The sequence below is a fragment of the Cesiribacter andamanensis AMV16 genome, from assembly GCF_000348925.1.
Classification (GTDB): domain Bacteria; phylum Bacteroidota; class Bacteroidia; order Cytophagales; family Cyclobacteriaceae; genus Cesiribacter; species Cesiribacter andamanensis.
In genome coordinates, this window is sequence record NZ_AODQ01000007.1 from 18,123 (window position 1) to 36,067 (window position 17,945).

The window sequence follows — 17,945 nt, forward strand, 5'->3', positions numbered from 1 at the left end:
TGCGTCATAAGAACTATACAAGCGGGAGTCTTGTTAAAAGCAGGTGTGGCATACCCCCTGCTGCCCCGCCGGCAGCACACCGGCATCTGCCGGGCTTCGCATTGGTAATGTGCCGCCGAAATCCTATTTTTACCCCTGGTTTTTAATCCTGACCCCCTATGACAGCATTTCCTTCTGCCGTAAATAACGCAGCACATACCATTGCCCGCGACGAAGCCGTTTTTTCGCTCATCCACGAGGAGCGCGAGCGACAGGAACGAGGCCTGGAGCTTATTGCTTCCGAAAACTTTACCTCACCGCAGGTAATGGAAGCGGCCGGCAGCGTGCTCACCAACAAATATGCAGAAGGCCTGCCTGGCAAGCGCTACTATGGCGGTTGCGAGGTGGTAGACCAGGTGGAGCAGCTGGCCATAGACCGGCTCAAGGACCTCTTTGGTGCTGTATGGGCCAATGTGCAGCCGCACTCGGGCGCCCAGGCCAATGCAGCGGTAATGCTGGCCTGCCTGCAGCCCGGCGATACCATTCTGGGCTTTGATCTGAGCCATGGCGGCCACCTGACCCACGGCTCGCCGGTAAACTACTCGGGCAAGCTCTACCGCCCTGTGTTTTATGGGGTAGAAAAGGAGACTGGCCTTATTGACTGGGACAAGGTAGAAGAAATCGCCATAAAAGAGCAGCCCAAGATGATCATCTGTGGCGCCTCGGCCTACAGCCGGGACTGGGACTATGAGCGCCTGCGCGACATTGCCGATGAGGTAGGGGCGCTGCTGCTGGCCGATATCTCACACCCGGCCGGCCTTATTGCCAAAGGCCTGCTGAACGATCCTATTCCACACTGCCACATTGTAACCACTACTACCCACAAGACCCTGCGCGGCCCCCGCGGCGGCGTAATTATGATGGGTGAGGATTTTGAGAACCCCTGGGGCCTGAAAACGCCCAAGGGCGAGCTCCGCATGATGTCGGCACTGCTGGATAGCGGCGTATTTCCGGGTACGCAGGGGGGGCCGCTGGAGCACATTATTGCGGCCAAAGCCGTAGCCTTTGGCGAGGCGCTCAGCGACGAATACATGCACTATACCCTGCAGCTGGTAAAAAATGCCCACGCCATGGCCGAGGCTTTTGTGGCCAAGGGCTATAACCTGGTATCGGGCGGTACGGACAATCACCTGATGCTCATTGACCTGCGCAACAAGAACATTACTGGCAAACAGGCCGAAAATGCCCTGGTAAAAGCCGATATCACTGTAAACAAGAACATGGTGCCCTTTGATGACAAATCACCCTTTGTGACCTCGGGCATCCGGGTAGGTACGCCTGCCATCACTACCCGCGGCCTTAAGGAAGGTGATATGGCCCGTGTGGTAGACCTGATTGACCGGGTGCTGATGAACCATGAGGACGAAGGGGTGCTTCAGCAGGTGCGGGCAGAAGTAAATAGCTGGATGAAGGATTTTCCGCTCTATCGCTAATCAAATCACTAGAAAGAGGACAAGGGGGAGAACGCCGTGGCTGCTGCTAAAGACATGTCTTTTATTGACCATCTGGAAGAACTCCGGTGGCACCTGATTCGCTCGCTGATAGCCGTGGTGGTGTTTGCCGTAGCGGCTTTTATGGCCAAGGATCTGGTGTTTCATGACATCATCCTGGGGCCGTCCCGCACCGATTTCTGGACCTACCGCCTGCTGTGCCAGTGGGGGGCGTACATAGGCTCGGATGCCATCTGCATTGAGGAACTGCCCTTTATTCTGCAAAGCCGCCAGATGTCGGCCCAGTTTACCATGCACATTACCACTTCTTTTGTGGTGGGCCTGATTTGTGCCTTTCCCTATGTGTTCTGGGAGATCTGGCGCTTTATAAGCCCGGCGCTGTATGATAAGGAGCGCAATGTAAGTGGCGGGGCCGTGTTTTTCGTAAGCGTGCTGTTTATGGTGGGCACCCTGTTTGGCTACTACTTTGTGGCTCCGCTTTCCATTAACTTTCTGGCCAACTACCAGCTGGACCCCAGCATTGTAAACGAGTTTGATGTAAACTCCTACATCTCTACCCTTACCATGCTGGTGCTGGCCTGTGCCCTGATGTTTCAGCTACCGGTGGTGGTGCTGTTCCTGACCAAGATTGGGGTAGCCACCCCGGCCAGCATGCGGGCCTACCGCAAAATCTCCATTGTAATTATCCTGATTGTTTCGGCCGTTATCACTCCCCCTGATGTGATGAGCCAGATTCTGATCTCGCTGCCGCTGATGCTGCTGTATGAGATCAGCATTTACCTGAGCGCCATTATTCTGCGCCGCCAGCGCAAAGAAGAAGCCGCCCACCTAAAGGCCATGGAAGAGCGGGAGCGCCTGTACGAGGAGCAGCAAAAGCGGCTGGAAGAACCCAAAAAGCAGCTGCCCATCGATCAGCAGTTTGATTAAGTCTTAAAAAAAGAGAGCGGCACCTGTAGGGGAGCCGCTCTCTTTTTAAGCATCCTATCGCCAGGCAATGCTTAGCTGCCTGGCCTTTTTTATCTGATCGGATAAGCTACTTTTGCACTAGTTGCTGTATCCATCTGCGAAACACGCGTGCCACGAGTAATTCGTGGCACGCGTGTTTCGCAGCTGTCTTTCTGGGGGAGAGACGCTACCCCAAAGGGGTATTAATAGGTAAAGTCCTTGCGGTAAAGCTGGATCAGCAGCGTATCGCCTACTTCCAGCCCTTGCAGAATATCGGGCTGGTAGCCCAGGTAATTGTGCACCTCACCAAAATCTTCAACCTCATCCCACTTTCTGAGGTGGTACAAAATGCCCGGCGCCTGCAGCTCACCGGTCTCAATGGTAAAGTAGCGCTCCGGCACGGTCCGGATCTGATACTTATAGTCGGGATTTTCGGGAGCCGGTGTTTTCTGGTAATAGACCGGTGTAAAATAGCCCAGCTTGCTCACCACCGCCGGCCGCTCGTTCTCATAATACGTAAGGGTATCCTGCTGGCGCAGCCATAGCACCGTATAGCCATTGGGTATTTCAAAAGAATAGGTAGTGGTTTGCCCGTTTTCCATCAAAAGGGCCAGCTGGTTTTCAAAGCTCAGGCGCTGTGCGGCTCCGCCCAGGGACTGGCTCTTGCGTGGGGGCAAAAAGCCGGGATTATTTTCTTCCTGAATCCTGCGGCTCATATAATTCTTGATGAGCACCGAATCCTGTGACCAAATGTGCCACTTGCCCCGAACGCCAATGTGGATGGCCTCGCTGTGCAGCTCGGCTGCCGAATATTGTTTGCTAAGGTCCACCTGCGGTCCTTGCGGCACGGGATCGTTTTTCTGACAGGAAGTAGCCAGTACTGCCAGCAGGGCAGCAAAAAGGAATAGACGTATACTGTACATGTTTGTTAGGAATAGAATCTAAGCTGCAAATTTAGGTGAAATACAGCGCTTCATGCTAACGCCCGCAGGGATAATCTTAGTACAGCCCGCCGCCAGCAATTAGCGCAGCTGTACATGAATGTGATCATCGTGGCGCACAGCCTGGCATCCCGCAAAGCGCACCTTTTCTTCCCGGCCAAAGCCCAGGCGCTCCCTGAGGTGGGGCTCCAGAAATACTTTTTCCGTCTCGGGCTGGCGCACGAGCAGCTGCAGCAGTTTTTTGGTGCGCAGGGCATCAAAGCGCAGGCTGGGCCGCTGGCCCATGGTCAGGTAGCGAGGGTAGCTGTACTGCCAGTAGCCTTTGCCGGCGCATCCTTCGGCCGTGGCCTGCTCGTTTTCGGTAGGCCCCTCAAACACGCCATAGCCCGTGTGGCTGGGTGTTTCATTGGTAGGGGTGCCATCGGGGCGCTGGTAAAAAAAGGCCAGGTCTACCTTGCGGCCATCGGTATGGCTCAGGTGGGGCAGCAGCGGAAAATGGCTAAAAAGCGGAAAACCGGCATCCAGGTACCGTACCTGGGCGCCAGGCTGCTGCTGGTGCAGCTGATCGGCCACCTCCTGCAGGAGCCATTTGGTAGGGCGCGTTACATAATGCCGGTTGAGCAGGGGATACAGCAGTGAGGCCGGCCCCAGCCGTTCGTTTGACCAGACCGGCAGGCCCACTTTGCCCCAGTAGCCGGCCGCCACAGGCAGCACTACCAGTGCGCTTAGGGTGTAGAGGCCCATGAACAGCAGCAGACTGCGGCCCAGCCTGAGCCCGGTGCCGGGCTTTTTGCCCCAGCCCGACAGCCCGTAGGCCAGTAGCCACAGCAGCCCCCCAATTTGCGTTAGGGCTGTAAGCAGCAATATAAGCAGTAGGTGGGCAAGAAGGGCAAGGAGTTTCATAAGGGGCAAGACTAGCACTGCGAAGATAAGAAGCTTTTGCTGCCTGGCCCCGGATACTGCCCCTTATTACTTGAAACTACTCCCAAAATTGCCGTACTTAACGCCCATATTTTTTACACCTATGAGCAAGAAAATAGCCATTGGCGGCGACCATGCCGGCTACCAATACAAAGAGAAGCTGATCCGCCACCTGCAAAGCAAGGGGTATACCGTACAGGATTTTGGCCCTGGCAGTGAGGCGTCTGTAGATTATCCCGACCATGTACACCCCCTGGCCGAGGCCGTTACCAACAAGCAGGCCGATTTTGGCATTCTGATCTGCGGTAGTGGCAATGGGGTATGCATGACGGCCAACAAGCACCAGGGCATCCGGGCGGCCCTTACCTGGACCGAAGAGCTGGCCTCCCTCTCCCGCCAGCACAACAATGCCAACATTCTGTGCCTGCCGGCCCGCTTTGTAGACTATGCCCTGGCCGAAAAAATGGCCGACACCTTTCTGGACACCGACTTTGAAGGGGGCCGCCATGCCAACAGGGTAAATAAGATTGCCTGTTAGGGAAGTTGCCTTAGCTTTGCAGAAAGGGGGCTTAACGCTCCGGAATTTGACCGCCCTGCAGCCTTTGGCTAAAGGCCGGCTAGTTCTTAGTTATCCTCGGCCGCCACACCCTTTTCCCTGAGCACATACACATGCGGAAAGCGGGAGGACTGCTGGTAGCGGCTGGCAATGGTAGGCATGCGCTCAAAGAGCTGCGGCACTATGCCGGCATCGTCTACCAGCACCTGGGGGGTATCCAGGTGAAAGTAGCTAAAGGCATCTACCAGGTTATCATAGTAGTTCAGCTCCGAAAGCTGCCGGGTGGCCAGGCGCCACTCCAGGTAGGGGGTAGCCAGCCGGGCATGCTGGTACAGGCTCAGGTCCCGGCCCAGGCTCAGGATCTTTTTGCCCTCTACCAGCTCCTGCTCGGGGCGCGGCTGCACGTGCAGCCGCTCGGTATCAATGTAGGGATCCAGCTCGGGCACCATACGGGTAAGCACCAGCACATTAAGCGCTACCAGCAGCAGGCAAAAGCCCCAGAAGATAAGCTCCGCCTTAAAGTGCTGCCGAATGAGCAGCAGGTAGTGCGAGATGTAAAAGGCCCAGGCCGGCACCAGCAGCAGCAGGTGAAAGCCCGAGCGCTCGGCTGAGAAAAAGATGGCAATAAGTCCGGCAATCAGAAAATAAAAGATTGCCTGCTGCATGCGGGTCTGGGTAATGGTATAGTTGCGGCTGCTAAAGCGATAGAGCCCAACCAGGAAGAAGAGGGTGGGAATGGTGGCCAGCCCCAGCAGAAAAAGGGTGCTCAGGTAATTATCGGTACCAAAGATGCTCAGTGATAGAAAGTAGCTGAAGTAATAGTTTTGCAGATTATCCTGCCAGAAAAAGTAGAGCGTAATGCTTACCAGCGGCAGGGCTGCCCCTATGAGCAGCAGCAGGTATTGCCGGGGCTTGGTGCCGGTAAAGAGCAGCAGGGCAAACAGCAGGGCCGGCAGGTAGGCCAGCGCCGGCAGGTAAAAACCGGCAGCCACCCCTATATAGGCGCCCAGGAAAAACAGGCTCTCGTCCTTGCCCATACCGGCAATTACCTTAAAGCTGTTGCGCAGGGCCAGCAGCAAAAAGGTAAGGCAGAGCAGGGGGGGCGAAAGCAGGTAAAAATCGTAAAACAGGTGGGCCAGCACCGTATAAATAAGCGCTGGTACGTAGGTATTTTCATTGTAGGCCCGGAAGTTAAGCAGCATCAGGTTAAATTGCGCTGCCTGTATCAGCACCACCAGCATGGCCAGCAGGCTGTGTGCCAGTAGAGATCGGCCAAAGAGCGCATCCAGCAGCCAGTAGACCGCCGCTGCAAAGGGGCCGGTATTGTCCCAGATGCCTTCGTACAGACTATCGCCGGCGGCCAGGTTTTCGCCCAGCACCATCCAGCCCAGCTGGGGTTGCAGCGCGGGAATCCAGCCAAGCAGGGCCGGCAGCCGCAGCACCAGCAGTAGCAAAAAGATACCAATAAGCCGGTAGGGGTCGTTAAGTCGGAAGAAGGCTATCACAGAGGAAGTATCGTATACCTAAACAAAAACGAAAATAGTTCATTTCTTAGACAAACAACAATCTTGTTATAATATTTGCACCTATGAGTGAAAGCAAGCGACAGCAAAAATTTGGGCGGTTGATGCAAAAGGAATTAAGTGAAATTTTTCAGCGAGATATTCCACATCTGTTCAAAAATACCATGGTTACCGTTGCCGATGTGCACGTTAGCCCCGACCTGAGCGTAGTAAAGGCCTCTTTGAGCTTTATGCTGGCCCCCAACCCCCAGCTGCTGCTGGATACGGTAAACGAACGAAAGAGCGAGATCCGCAACATGCTGGGCCGCCGCATCCGCAAGGAGGTGCGCCACATTCCCGAACTTGTATTTTTCCTAAATGAGGGGGCCGACTATGCCGCCCATATGGACCGGGTGATCAGCAACCTGGACATTCCTCCGGTGGCGATGGAAAAAAACACCTCCGACGAAGAAGAGTAAGCCCGGCATACAGGCAAAGCAGGGGGCCGCTACCGGCTTTTCTGACCGCTACTGCCCCCTTGTCTCATTACTCACTACTCAATACCCACTAGCTGTTTGAACCTCTCCTTTTTCATCGCCAGGCGCTACTTCCGGTCTAAAAAGAAAAAGACCTTTATCAACATCATCTCCATTATCAGCATGCTGGTAGTGGCAGTGGGCACCATGGCGCTTATTATTGTGCTGTCGGTCTTTAACGGGCTCGAGGACCTGATCCGCTCCCTCTACAATGCCTTTGATGCCGAGTTGCGCATTGTGGCCGAGCGGGGCAAAACCTTTGAGCTTACGCCGGAGCTGCTCAACATAGTGCGCACTACCGAGGGGGTGGCCATTATAACCGAGGTGGCCGAAGACAATGCCCTGATCCGCTATCAGGATGCCGAAAAGGTGGCCAAAGTAAAGGGGGTAAGCCAAAACTTTCTGGAGCAGGGCCGCATGCAGGGCACGATTGTACAGGGCGATCTGGCCCTTACAAAAGGTGAGTTTCCGGTAGCCATTATCGGCGCAGGGGTGCGCAATGCACTATCCGTAGCGCTGGAGAATGATTTTTATGCCCTGCGCATCTACTACCCGCGCAATGTGCGGCCCGGCACGCTGGACCCCAGCAAATACTACGTGCAGCAGAACATCCGCCCCGGGGCCATCTTCAGCATTGAAAAGCAGTACGATGAGAACTACGTGTTTGTACCCCTGGACTTTGCCTTAAAGCTCTTTGATTATGGAAACCGGCGCACGGCCCTGGAAATAAAAACCACCGATGAGATGCGCATCAGCCGGGTGCAGCGCCTGCTAAAGGAGCGCCTGCCTGCAGGCTTTGTGGTGCAAAACAGCGATGAGCAGCACAGCAGCCTGCTCAAAGCCATCAAGATTGAAAAGCTGTTTGTGTACCTGGCCTTTACGTTTATACTGGCCGTGGCTTCCTTCAACATCTTTTTTTCCCTCACCATGCTGGCGCTGGATAAGCAGCGGGATATTGCCATTCTCTTCTCCATGGGTGCCTCTCCGGGGCTGGTGCGCAAGATCTTTTTGTACGAAGGGGCCATCATTGCCTTTACCGGCGCCATTCTGGGCACCCTGCTGGGGGTGCTGATCGTGCTGGTGCAGGAGCGCTACGGCCTGGTGGGCATGGGCATGCAAACCTCTGTAGAAAGTGCCTATCCGGTAAAATTAATGGCCAGCGACCTGCTCTTTACTGCCATCAGCACCACCCTTATTACCCTGCTGGCCTCCTTCCATCCGGCCTCGCTGGCCGCCCGCACCGATACGGCCCAGCATGTGTAAAGAGGGGTCAAAAAAGCCTGTATGTGCCTGATTCTCAAAAAAATTATTTTGCTTCAAAAAAAGTTTACAAAAAGCAAAAGCAGGCCTTTTTATATCCGCAAGAATCCTTAAATTTAGTACTGCCCCGGCCTGTATATCCCCATTTTTAGCTAATTTGCGAGGCTGTTTTTACTTTTTGGTGAATGAAAGTTAGCACGTCTAAACCCTTTAAGCTGATCTATTCGCTCTATGCCCATGAATTCCTGGGCTATCTGTTCGAATCCTTTGTCGTTCAGCTGGACGATGCCGGTCAGCTCTCCTTCCTGCACCAGAACATCTCTGCCAAAAATGCAGCCGAGTTTGCCTCCGGGCTCGATGAGACCGACTATGAACTGATCCGCATCATGGATACCATGCAGCAGGATGTGATCATGAAGCAGTTCTGGCCCAAAAAAGTAAATCCCAGCGAATTCTTCTTAAAAGTATACGATGCCGAAAAGGGTAACAAAGCCCTGCAGGAAGAAATTGAGGCCTATCTGGAGCGCCGCCGGGCCCAGGTGCTGGAGCGCATACAGGGCAAGCTGCTTTTTGAAATGGGCAATGATGGCGAGCCGGCCTGGCGCCAGATAGAGGTGATGACCGAGCGGGCAACCGTGCTTTTTCACTTTCGTCGCAACGAGATCAGCACCCATTACTTCCCCACCATTAAATACGGCGGGCAAAAGCTGGACTTTCAGCGCCGCGGGGGGTACCTGATCTGTAAGGAACCGGCCTGGCTGGTGCTCAACAACCGTCTTTATACTTTTGAACAGGAAGTGGATGGCAAAAAACTGCAGCCCTTCCTCAAAAAGCAGTACATAGAAGTGCCCCGCAAGGTAGAAGATACCTATTACCGCCGTTTTGTGGCACCCCTGATCTCACAGTTTGATGTGCTGGCGCAGGGCTTCGAGATCCGGGAAGAAAAATACCCCCCGCAGCCGGTGCTCAGCTTTTCGGAGCTGGCCGAAGCCCAGCGGGCCGAGCTGCTCCAGTACGAAGGCGCCAGCACCAATGGCAGCGATACGGCTCTTGCCAACGGCACCGCTGCCCTTCTGGCCGATGGCAGCAAAATTCTCTTCAGCCTGCAGTTTCGTTATGGCAATTACCTTTTTAAGGCCGATACCAACAGCGAAACCAGCGTGCGCGTAGACCAGCAGGGCAGCGAATACATCTTTCATAAAGTGAAGCGCTCCCCCTCGGAAGAAAAACGCATTCTGAAACTGCTGCGCGATACCGGCCTGGACATCAAGCATGCCCGCGCCGCCCTGCCCAAGCAGGAGGCCTTTGGCTGGCTGAGCAGCTACCGCCAGCAGCTGGAGGAGCTGGGCTTTAGCATTGGCCAGAGCGAAACCGATGGCAAGCGCTACTTTCTGGGCGAGTCGTCCATCCGCATTGAGGTGCGGGAAAACATCGACTGGTTCGATATCTATGCCGTGATTCGCTTTGGCCCCTACGAGATCCCCTTTCAGGAGCTGCGCAAGCACATCATGCGCAAGCAGGCCGAAATAAAGCTGCCCAATGGCGAGGTAGCCGTTATTCCCGCCCACTGGTTTGCCGACTACAGCGAGCTTTTTGCCTTTGCCGAAGAAGGTAGAGAGCAGGAAAACATGGTGCTGCGCAAGCACCACCTGGCCCTGGTGCAGGACCTGCAGAGCGGTAACCTGGCCGAGGTAAGCATGAGCCGCAAGCTGGAGAAGCTGCGTGACTTTGAAGAGATAGAAGACCACCCCGTGCCGGCCAAGTTCCAGGGCCTGCTGCGCCCCTACCAAAAGGCCGGCTACAACTGGCTGCAGTTCCTGAACAAGTACAGCTTTGGCGGCTGCCTGGCCGACGATATGGGCCTGGGCAAGACCGTACAAACGCTGGCCATGCTGCAGGCCCAGAAAGAAAGCGGGCAGGAGGGCACCAGCCTGCTGGTAATGCCCACCTCCCTGATCTACAACTGGGAGATGGAGGCCCGCCGCTTTACCCCCAACCTGCGCGTGCACCTCTACACCGGCACCAACCGCAACAAAGATGTAAGCCGCTTTAAGAACTATGACCTGGTGCTGAGCTCCTACGGCATCGTGCGCCTGGACATCGAAGAGCTGCAGAAGTTTTATTTCAACTATGTGATCCTGGACGAGAGCCAGGCCATTAAAAACCCCAGCTCCAACATTGCCAAGGCCGTGCGGGACCTGAAGAGCCGCCGTCGCCTGATCCTGACCGGTACCCCTCTGGAGAACAGCACCATGGACCTCTGGTCGCAGATGCATTTCATCAACCCGGGCCTGCTGGGCAACCAGAGCTTTTTCCGCAACGAGTTCTTAAACCCCATTGAGAAAAAGCAGGATGGCGATAAAAGCAGCAAGCTCTACAGCATTATCAAGCCCTTTATTCTGCGCCGGCAAAAAACGCAGGTAGCCACCGAGCTGCCCGATAAGGTAGAGAACATCCGCTACTGCAGCATGACCGAAGAGCAGGCCGAAAAGTACGAAGCCGCCAAAAACTACTACCGCAGCCACATTCTGGACCAGATAGACCTGCATGGAGTGAAAAAATCGCAGTTTGTGCTGCTGCAGGGCCTTACCAAGCTACGCCAGATCGCCAACCACCCCTCTATGGTAGATGAGGAGTACAAAGACGGCAGCGGCAAAATGGAGGAGGTGGTAGACATGCTGCAAAGCGCCATTGCCGAGGGGCACAAGATCCTGGTCTTCAGCCAGTTTGTAAAGCACCTGACGCTTGTGCGCCGCTACCTGGATGCCGAAAAGATCCAGTACGCCTACCTGGATGGCGCCACCAAAGACCGGCAGGCCCAGGTAGAGCGCTTTCAGAACGATCCTAAACTACGCGTTTTCCTGATCTCCCTGAAAGCCGGCGGGGTAGGCCTTAACCTCACCAAGGCCGATTATGTGTTTATGCTCGACCCCTGGTGGAACCCCGCCATTGAGCAGCAGGCCATAGACCGGGCGCACCGCATCGGGCAGGAAAATCAGGTGTTTACCTACAAGTTCATCACCAAAGACACGGTAGAAGAAAAGATCCTGGCCCTACAGCAGCTCAAAAGCAGCCTGGCCGACAATCTGATTACCACCGAGGAGAGCTTTGTAAAAACACTGAGCAAGGAGGATATTGATAGTATACTGGCGTAAGCTACCCCCTAGCGAGGGAATTAATTCCCTCGCTAGGGGGACTGCCTCCTTTTCAGTAGTAACTAACCCCCTGCCATTGCAGCCCCAGGTGGAGGTGCGTATCTTTACGTATCCTTGATCAACACCCATTTTTTCATTCTAACAGCCTTAACCCCCATGAGTACCCTACCCCCCGCATTTGCCGAACGCATGCTGCAGCAACTGGGCCGACAGTACGATACGTTTGTGCAGGCGCTGGAGCAGGATACACCGGTGAGCCTTCGGCTGAACCCCTTTAAGTGGCAGGGAGCCCCCCCCTATGAACCCATCCCCTGGTCGGAGCGGGGCTACTACCTGCCCGAGCGACCCCTCTTTGCGCTGGACCCCCTCTGGCACGCGGGTGCCTATTATGTGCAGGAAGCCAGCAGCCAGTTTCTGGAGCAGGCGCTCCGGCAGCACCTGACCATTGATGAACCCCTGCTGGCGCTGGACCTTTGCGGTGCGCCAGGGGGCAAGAGCACCCATCTGACCTCGCTGCTGCCCGAGGGCAGCTTTTTGGTAAGCAATGAAGTAATCCGCAGCCGGGCCAATATTCTGGCCGAAAACCTGCAGAAATGGGGTACCGGCCATGCCCTGGTGACCAATAACGATCCCGGGCAATTCGCCCGCCTGGAGGGACTTTTCGACCTGATGGTGGTAGATGCTCCCTGCAGCGGCGAAGGCCTCTTCAGGCGGGATGCTGCGGCCCAGGAGGAGTGGTCGCCGGCAAACGTACAGCTGTGTATGGAACGCCAGCGCCGCATTTTGCTGGATGCCTGGCCCGCCCTGAAGCCCGGCGGCCTGCTGGTGTACAGCACCTGCACCTACAACCAGCAGGAGAACGAAGAAAACCTGCAGTGGCTCAGCCAGCAGCAGCGGGTCAAAAGCCTGCCGCTGCAGATTCCCGAGGCCTGGGGCATTGAGGAAACCGAGATCAGCGGCCTGCGGGGCTACCGTTTTTACCCCCACAAGCTGCGGGGCGAAGGCTTTTTTCTGGCCGTGCTGCAAAAGCTTGAGGGCTACGAGCCCGACCGCCTGCCCCATGTGCGCAAGCCCCGCCTTTCATTTCTGCCCAAAAAGCTGGTGCCTGAGGTGCAGCCCTGGCTACTGGATGCCCAGGATTGGGAAATTGTGCAGGAGGGCCCCCTCTGGACGGCCTATCCCACCCACTGGCTGCCCCTTGTCCAGGTGCTGCATGAGCAGTTTCGGGTAGTGCATGGGGGCCTGCAACTTGCCGAACCCAAAGGCAAAAGCCTGATACCGCAGCCGGCCCTGGCGCTGAGCCGCCACCTGAACCCGGCCCAGTTTCCGCAGGCGGAGCTGGACCTGCCCACTGCCCTGCGGTTTCTGCGCAAAGATGATATTCTGCCCGATGGCACCCCCGATGGCTGGGTGCTTTGCCGCTACCGGGGGGTAGGGCTGGGCTGGCTCAAGATGATGAAGCACCGCAGCAATGGCTACTGGCCCACCCACTGGCGGCTGCGCATGGAATTGCCAACCGAATTGCCATCCCCGGTGTTACCATAGGGTACATGGGGTCATTTGATTCCCCTTTTGGCAGGCCATGAAAAAATTGCATTGGTGTTAAGTGGCGGTGGGGCCAAGGGGGCCTTTCAGGCCGGCGCTCTCCGCTATATGGATGAGGTAGTGAGGGCACGCTATCCTGACTTTCAGTTTTCGGTCGTCAGCGGCATTTCCGTAGGCTGCCTTAATGGGGTAATGGTGGCGCAGCAAAAGCTGCCCGAGCTGCTGCAGATCTGGAACCGCATGAGCAATGCTGCTGTATATACCGGACGCCTGCGCCTGCCCTCGGCCCTCTATCACCTGGCTCTGCGCAGCAAACGGGCCGTGCTGGGCTACAAACCGCTGCAGGAGCTCATTGGCCGGCATGTGAGCCTGGCCGATACGCTGGCGTCCGGCATTCACTTTACCCTGGGGGTGGTCTCCCTCACCGACGGGTGCTACTACCCCTGCCAGGCCGGAGATTTTACCGACGAGCAGCAGTTTCGCAACGCCATTCTGGCGTCGGCAGCCATGCCAGTGCTCTGGGAGCCCGTTTCGGAGATCAGAACAAAGCAGGGCACGATCACCCAGGCCGTGGATGGCGGCGTACGCAACAACAGCCCGCTTGGGGATGTGCTGGACCAGGAGCCCGATGAGGTAGTGATCCTGAACTGCAGCCCCTTTACCGATGGCGAAAACTCCCTGGAACCGGCGCCTGAGGCCGGCAGAAATGTATTTACAATTGCCAAGCGGGCCCTGCTCGACATTGCCCTGAATGAGATCTTTATTACCGACCTGCGGGAGTACCTTACCCTCAATCATCTGGTAAAACAGGCCGCCGGGCAGGGGGTACAGCTCAAAAACCGGAAGGGTCGCCTGCTAAAAGCGTATAAAACGGTGCTGATCTCTCCCCTGGAGCCGCTGGGCGATCTGCTCGATTTTTCGCAGCCGGCTGTGCAGCGCAGGCTGCAGCTGGGCTATGAAGCAGCCCGGCAGGCCTTTGCTGCCTATCAGCCCCAGCTGGCAGGCGCCCCCCTGTACAGCAGCCAACAGCTCGCCTAACTTTTAGGAAGGGGTATGGTTGTATCCCTATGAACTGGTATGCCGCCGGGGCTGCGCTGGTACTGGCCCTTACCCATATTTTTGCTGAAAAGCTTCGCTTTACCCCCATTCCCAGAAGCAAGTGGCTTTCTTTTGCCGGAGGGGTTGCCGTCTCCTATATTTTTCTGCACATACTGCCGGAGCTACAGGAGATGCAGTCCATTTTTGAGGAACAGGAAGACTTTCTTAGTTATTTAAAGCATCATACCTATCTGATCGCCCTGCTCGGACTTACCCTTTTTTACGGGCTGGAGCGTGCCGCCAAACTAGCGCATGATAAGCGTGTCCCTGCCACTACCACCACACAAGAGGTAAAGCAGGATGAAAAAAGCATCCGTGTTTTCTGGCTACACATTATTTCCTTTGGGCTTTACAATGCCCTTATCGGGTATTTGCTGGTCTATAAAGAAGCGTTTGACCTGCTGGAGCTCCTGTGGTTTACCATTGCCATGGCGTTTCATTTTATGATCAACGACTATGGGCTGCTCCACCATTACAAACATTATTACCGCAAGCGAGGGCGCTGGATTCTCTGCCTGGCCATTGGCATTGGTTGGGCGGTGGGGTCCTGGATGCCCGTGCAAGAACTCTGGATCTCGCTGTTGTTTGCCTTTGTGGCAGGCAGTACCATCCTAAATGTATTGAAGGAAGAACTGCCTGAAGAACGCAAGAGTAACTTCAAGGCTTTTATCTTTGGCATAGTACTTTACAGTGGAATGCTGCTTCTGCTTTAAAACCCTCCCAGGGAGGATGCGTAGTATAGTGTAGGATACAGATGTTTACTAAAAATTTTAATGCTATGATGTGGAGACTTATTAAAGCAGCAATATTTATTATGGGCGCCAAAAAAATGCTTGGCTATAAGGTGGTGCGCAAAACCCTGAGCCAGCGCCTGCTGGCGAAAACCCGTTCCCTGCTTCCTATCTAAGGAGGGAAAATACAAGATTAATCGGGCTGCTTCGGCAGCCTCTTTTATTCCTGCACAAACATAAAATCTTCCCAAAACAGGGGCGCCTCAAGGGGGTGTAGCCCGAGGCCGCCCAGGCGCAACAGCACACTATCGGCAGCTGGTGCTGTATAGACAAGGCCCAACCGTAGCCGGTCACCTGGTAGCAATACCTGTGCTTGCTGCTGCTGGTAGGAGTAGCCCAGCAGTTTTACCGGGGCATGCACCCCTTCAGCAGTTTGCAGCCAGATGTTATGGGGCACAATCTCCAGCATGATAGCGGCATTGTTGGTGATAAACAGGCTGAGGTACAAACTATCATTCAGAGCAAAAAGGGAATGCCTGAGATTAACCCCTGCATTGAAAAAATCCTGATCGGTAAAATAGGCTGGTGCCAGCGCTACGGTATCTGCCCGCCCCAGCAGGCGCTGCCAGTATACTTCCTGCCGGGCGGCGGCTTCCCGGGTTTTAATGGCGGCGCTGGGGCGGTACAGCCGGGGCCGGTGCTGCTCCCGCTGCAGGCTGTAGGCCAGATAGGCCTGTGGCTCAAAGCAAAATGAAAGCGTATCTGATAACTCCCCTATAAACGAAAGAGGCAGGCGATATTGCTGCTGCCAGGGGCCCCGCAGGCCGGTACGCTGGTACAGGTAGAGATCATTTACCGGTTGGTAGCCAAGTTGAATCTCCTGCTCCTGCCCGGGCCCAAGGGCAAAGCCCGCCAGCGCCTGCAGGGGTTCCTGTGGCCGCTGATCTGCCGTAAGCAGGTTGGCCCTGCCGGGCGCTACCGTCAGGGCTTTCCTGCTTGTATTATGCAGCAGCAGATAGAGGTGCAGCATTCCGCCAGCGGCTGTATCTAGGGCTACCCGCAGCCCTACTCCCGGGGCAAGGGCAGGTGCGCGGCAAAGCGTATAGGCGGTTTCCGCGGCCGTAGACAGGCGCTCCACCCGCCCCTCTGTCTGGCAAGCCGCCATCAGTAGCCCTATCCACGCCACCCATACCCGCATACACTGTTTTTTAAACGCCTGATTGATCATTGCCGCGCCCAACAAAGTAGCCAGAGCGGGGCCCTGTATAACTCCCGCAGGGACCGGTATGTTACAGCCTGTGATGGGGTTTGATCCATGAAGGAAGAAAAGAGTACCCCCCTTTTGTGTAGGTAAATAGCCTAAATACAAAGAGTATACTTCACAGTAAATTGAAATATTTCCTGAAATAATAGGCGTTTTTAATTGTGTTTTAATCTTGTGCTTCTAGTTTTAGGGCAGTAGATTGCATTATGTACGAGCTCCTCTATAATTCTCCCATCGGCCTACTGCTTGTAAAGGGGAGCCAGGCTGGTATTCGCTCTGTTCAGTTCCAAACTGACCATTCCTACCATCTTGCTCAGGATCAGCAGCTTCCCGACTGTATGTTGGAAGCAGTGGAGCAGCTTACCGACTATTTTTGCCACCAGCGCAACAGCTTTGATCTGCCCCTGGACCTAAGCGGTACTCCCTTTCAGCAAACGGTTTGGAAGGCGCTGCTGAACATTCCCCCCGGCCAGACCCTCAGCTACGGACAGCTGGCCGAGCGCATTGGTGCTCCCGGCTCGGCTCGGGCAGTAGGCATGGCCAATGCACAAAATCCCTGCCTTATTCTGCTGCCCTGCCACCGGGTGATTGGCAGCAATGGGGTGCTTACCGGCTATGCCGGCGGGTTGCTGCGCAAGCAATGGCTGCTGCAGCATGAGCAGCAGGTGCTCCAGCTTTGTCTGTTTTAGCCGGCTGTGGTTGTTTACCCGCCTTTCGGGTAGGGCTGGCGGGCAGCAGGCGCCTAACCCTCTTCTCCTAAACAAAAGAAATTGCCCGAAAAAGACGCGTACGCCATGGAATATATTGAAAAACAGCCTGTTACAGTATATATCTGAGGGCCAGGGCAGCACAACCGTCAATTTTTATTGCTGCATAGCGGAGCTTTTCCCTAACTAAAACAGGGCCTTCCCGTAATTTTTACTAGTTGGCGTTCCCCCATTGAGGAGCGCTCATTTTTTGACCTTAGGCCGATTATGAACGAAATACGCATACAGGAGAAACAGCTATACGATCATTTACTTCCTCTATTCAGCGAGCATGGCTATGCGCTACAGCCGCACACCAAGCAGTTCAGAAAACAGAGCCGCAATGGCTTTCGGGCCGCCCTGCTTTCGGTAAGCGGCGACCGGCAGGAACAGACCATTGACCTGAGCCTGAGCATCCGCATGGATGTGGTAGAGGAGCTGGTATACCAATTTCTGAGCGGACCGCCCCGCTTCAGCATGCAGGACAGTACCACCATTGTGGCCTCTTACGGGCGCCTGAACCGGGATCCCTACACTCGTTTTGTAGTACGGGGCGAAGACGAACTGCAGGAGGTATGCCAGCGCATTGAGACCTATATGGTAGAGAAGGGGTTTCGTTTTCTGGAGCGCTTTGATCATCTCAAAAAGATCGATGCCCTCATCAACCGTGCTCCCGATAAGCCCTGCCCCTATCTGTATAACCAGATTCACCGCTGCTACCGGGGCATTATCATTGCCAAGCTCACCTGCCGCACCGACTACAACAAGCTGGTAAAAACCTACCTGAAGTACCTGCAAAACCAGTGGGCGCCCCGCTCGGTAATTACCAATTACAAAAAGCTGGTAAAGTTTTTAAAGTACTTCTCGCTGAATTAGGAAAGGGAAGCGTTCTGGTTCAGAGTAAAAGAAACCCCCACTGGTCCGAGCGTTCCGCTCGGATCAGCGGGGGTTTCTATAGACTGTTATAGGATGCTTTTTATTGTTGACTCTACTTTTTCGTAAAGGTTCTAATTATCATTTCTGCTCTTTCTACATCAGATTTATTTACATACAGCTCAACATTATTTGAAGAAGTTCCGAAACCTGCGAGTCTGGCGGATTCAACATTATCTCTAATGATTCTTGGTATTTTTTCTTCATCTAAAAGTTGTGCAATCCGATTAATAACAACGGCACTATCCGTTAGAATTTTCACAGGTCCATCCATGCCTCTTGCGTTATAATGGGTTCCTTTTCAAAATGTACCTGTGCAAAG

General features: G+C 54.9%; 17 protein-coding genes. 12 read left to right on the forward strand and 5 right to left on the reverse strand.

Going from position 1 to position 17,945, the window contains the following annotated elements; translation table 11 throughout:
* Positions 1 to 158 precede the first annotated feature (158 nt).
* Positions 159 to 1,472 carry a serine hydroxymethyltransferase gene (glyA, locus tag ADICEAN_RS02305; protein ID WP_009193897.1) on the forward strand — a complete coding sequence of 438 codons (1,314 nt, stop codon included), beginning with the start codon at positions 159 to 161 and terminating at the stop codon, positions 1,470 to 1,472.
* A 54-nt stretch (positions 1,473 to 1,526) separates the two neighbouring features.
* Positions 1,527 to 2,417 carry a twin-arginine translocase subunit TatC gene (gene tatC, locus ADICEAN_RS02310; protein WP_009193898.1) on the forward strand — a complete coding sequence of 297 codons (891 nt, stop codon included), beginning with the start codon at positions 1,527 to 1,529 and terminating at the stop codon, positions 2,415 to 2,417.
* Between the two features lie 221 nt (positions 2,418 to 2,638).
* Here the strand turns inward: tatC and ADICEAN_RS02315 are convergent, their stop codons facing one another.
* Positions 2,639 to 3,358 carry a hypothetical protein gene (locus ADICEAN_RS02315; RefSeq protein WP_009193899.1) on the reverse strand — a complete coding sequence of 240 codons (720 nt, stop codon included), beginning with the start codon at positions 3,356 to 3,358 and terminating at the stop codon, positions 2,639 to 2,641.
* A 99-nt stretch (positions 3,359 to 3,457) separates the two neighbouring features.
* On the reverse strand, positions 3,458 to 4,279 hold the full coding sequence (locus ADICEAN_RS02320; RefSeq protein WP_009193900.1) for a hypothetical protein: 822 nt from the start codon (positions 4,277 to 4,279) through the stop codon (positions 3,458 to 3,460).
* Between the two features lie 121 nt (positions 4,280 to 4,400).
* On the opposite strand from ADICEAN_RS02320, the gene rpiB reads away from it, so the two are divergent.
* Positions 4,401 to 4,835 (forward strand): ribose 5-phosphate isomerase B, encoded by a 435-nt coding sequence (gene rpiB, locus ADICEAN_RS02325; RefSeq protein WP_009193901.1) that lies wholly within the window; start codon positions 4,401 to 4,403, stop codon positions 4,833 to 4,835.
* Between the two features lie 86 nt (positions 4,836 to 4,921).
* Here the strand turns inward: rpiB and ADICEAN_RS02330 are convergent, their stop codons facing one another.
* The gene (locus tag ADICEAN_RS02330; RefSeq protein WP_009193902.1) at positions 4,922 to 6,358 is read right to left on the reverse strand and encodes a hypothetical protein; all 1,437 of its coding nucleotides are present in this window, start codon (positions 6,356 to 6,358) and stop codon (positions 4,922 to 4,924) included.
* 83 nt (positions 6,359 to 6,441) lie between these two features.
* Between ADICEAN_RS02330 and ADICEAN_RS02335 the strand changes: the two genes are divergently transcribed.
* From ADICEAN_RS02335 to ADICEAN_RS23485, 7 genes are all read left to right on the forward strand, one after another.
* Positions 6,442 to 6,834, forward strand: coding sequence for a ribosome-binding factor A (locus ADICEAN_RS02335; protein ID WP_009193903.1), 393 nt, complete (start codon positions 6,442 to 6,444; stop codon positions 6,832 to 6,834).
* Positions 6,835 to 6,930: 96 nt separating this feature from the next.
* Positions 6,931 to 8,154 carry an ABC transporter permease gene (locus tag ADICEAN_RS02340; RefSeq protein ID WP_009193904.1) on the forward strand — a complete coding sequence of 408 codons (1,224 nt, stop codon included), beginning with the start codon at positions 6,931 to 6,933 and terminating at the stop codon, positions 8,152 to 8,154.
* A 182-nt stretch (positions 8,155 to 8,336) separates the two neighbouring features.
* On the forward strand, positions 8,337 to 11,306 hold the full coding sequence (locus ADICEAN_RS02345) for a DEAD/DEAH box helicase (RefSeq protein WP_009193905.1): 2,970 nt from the start codon (positions 8,337 to 8,339) through the stop codon (positions 11,304 to 11,306).
* 156 nt (positions 11,307 to 11,462) lie between these two features.
* Entirely contained in the window at positions 11,463 to 12,851 is a 1,389-nt protein-coding gene (locus ADICEAN_RS02350; protein ID WP_009193906.1) for a methyltransferase RsmF C-terminal domain-like protein, read from the forward strand.
* 54 nt (positions 12,852 to 12,905) lie between these two features.
* Positions 12,906 to 13,889, forward strand: coding sequence for a patatin-like phospholipase family protein (locus tag ADICEAN_RS02355; protein ID WP_009193907.1), 984 nt, complete (start codon positions 12,906 to 12,908; stop codon positions 13,887 to 13,889).
* A gap of 29 nt (positions 13,890 to 13,918) precedes the next feature.
* Positions 13,919 to 14,662 carry a ZIP family transporter gene (locus ADICEAN_RS02360; protein WP_009193908.1) on the forward strand — a complete coding sequence of 248 codons (744 nt, stop codon included), beginning with the start codon at positions 13,919 to 13,921 and terminating at the stop codon, positions 14,660 to 14,662.
* Positions 14,663 to 14,727: 65 nt separating this feature from the next.
* Positions 14,728 to 14,856: a hypothetical protein gene (locus ADICEAN_RS23485; RefSeq protein ID WP_262486171.1), complete on the forward strand. Its 129-nt coding sequence runs from the start codon at positions 14,728 to 14,730 to the stop codon at positions 14,854 to 14,856.
* Between the two features lie 44 nt (positions 14,857 to 14,900).
* On the opposite strand, the gene ADICEAN_RS02365 is transcribed toward ADICEAN_RS23485, so the two are convergent.
* Positions 14,901 to 15,878, reverse strand: coding sequence for a hypothetical protein (locus ADICEAN_RS02365; RefSeq protein WP_161622649.1), 978 nt, complete (start codon positions 15,876 to 15,878; stop codon positions 14,901 to 14,903).
* 272 nt (positions 15,879 to 16,150) lie between these two features.
* Here ADICEAN_RS02365 and ADICEAN_RS02370 point away from each other — a divergent pair, with 272 nt between their 5' ends.
* A complete protein-coding gene (locus ADICEAN_RS02370) occupies positions 16,151 to 16,633 on the forward strand; it encodes a methylated-DNA--[protein]-cysteine S-methyltransferase (RefSeq protein WP_009193911.1) in 483 nt (160 codons plus the stop codon).
* Positions 16,634 to 16,918: 285 nt separating this feature from the next.
* A complete protein-coding gene (locus ADICEAN_RS02375) occupies positions 16,919 to 17,566 on the forward strand; it encodes a hypothetical protein (protein WP_009193912.1) in 648 nt (215 codons plus the stop codon).
* A 112-nt stretch (positions 17,567 to 17,678) separates the two neighbouring features.
* On the opposite strand, the gene ADICEAN_RS21670 is transcribed toward ADICEAN_RS02375, so the two are convergent.
* Positions 17,679 to 17,897 (reverse strand): putative signal transducing protein, encoded by a 219-nt coding sequence (locus ADICEAN_RS21670; RefSeq protein ID WP_083879654.1) that lies wholly within the window; start codon positions 17,895 to 17,897, stop codon positions 17,679 to 17,681.
* Positions 17,898 to 17,945 lie beyond the last annotated feature (48 nt).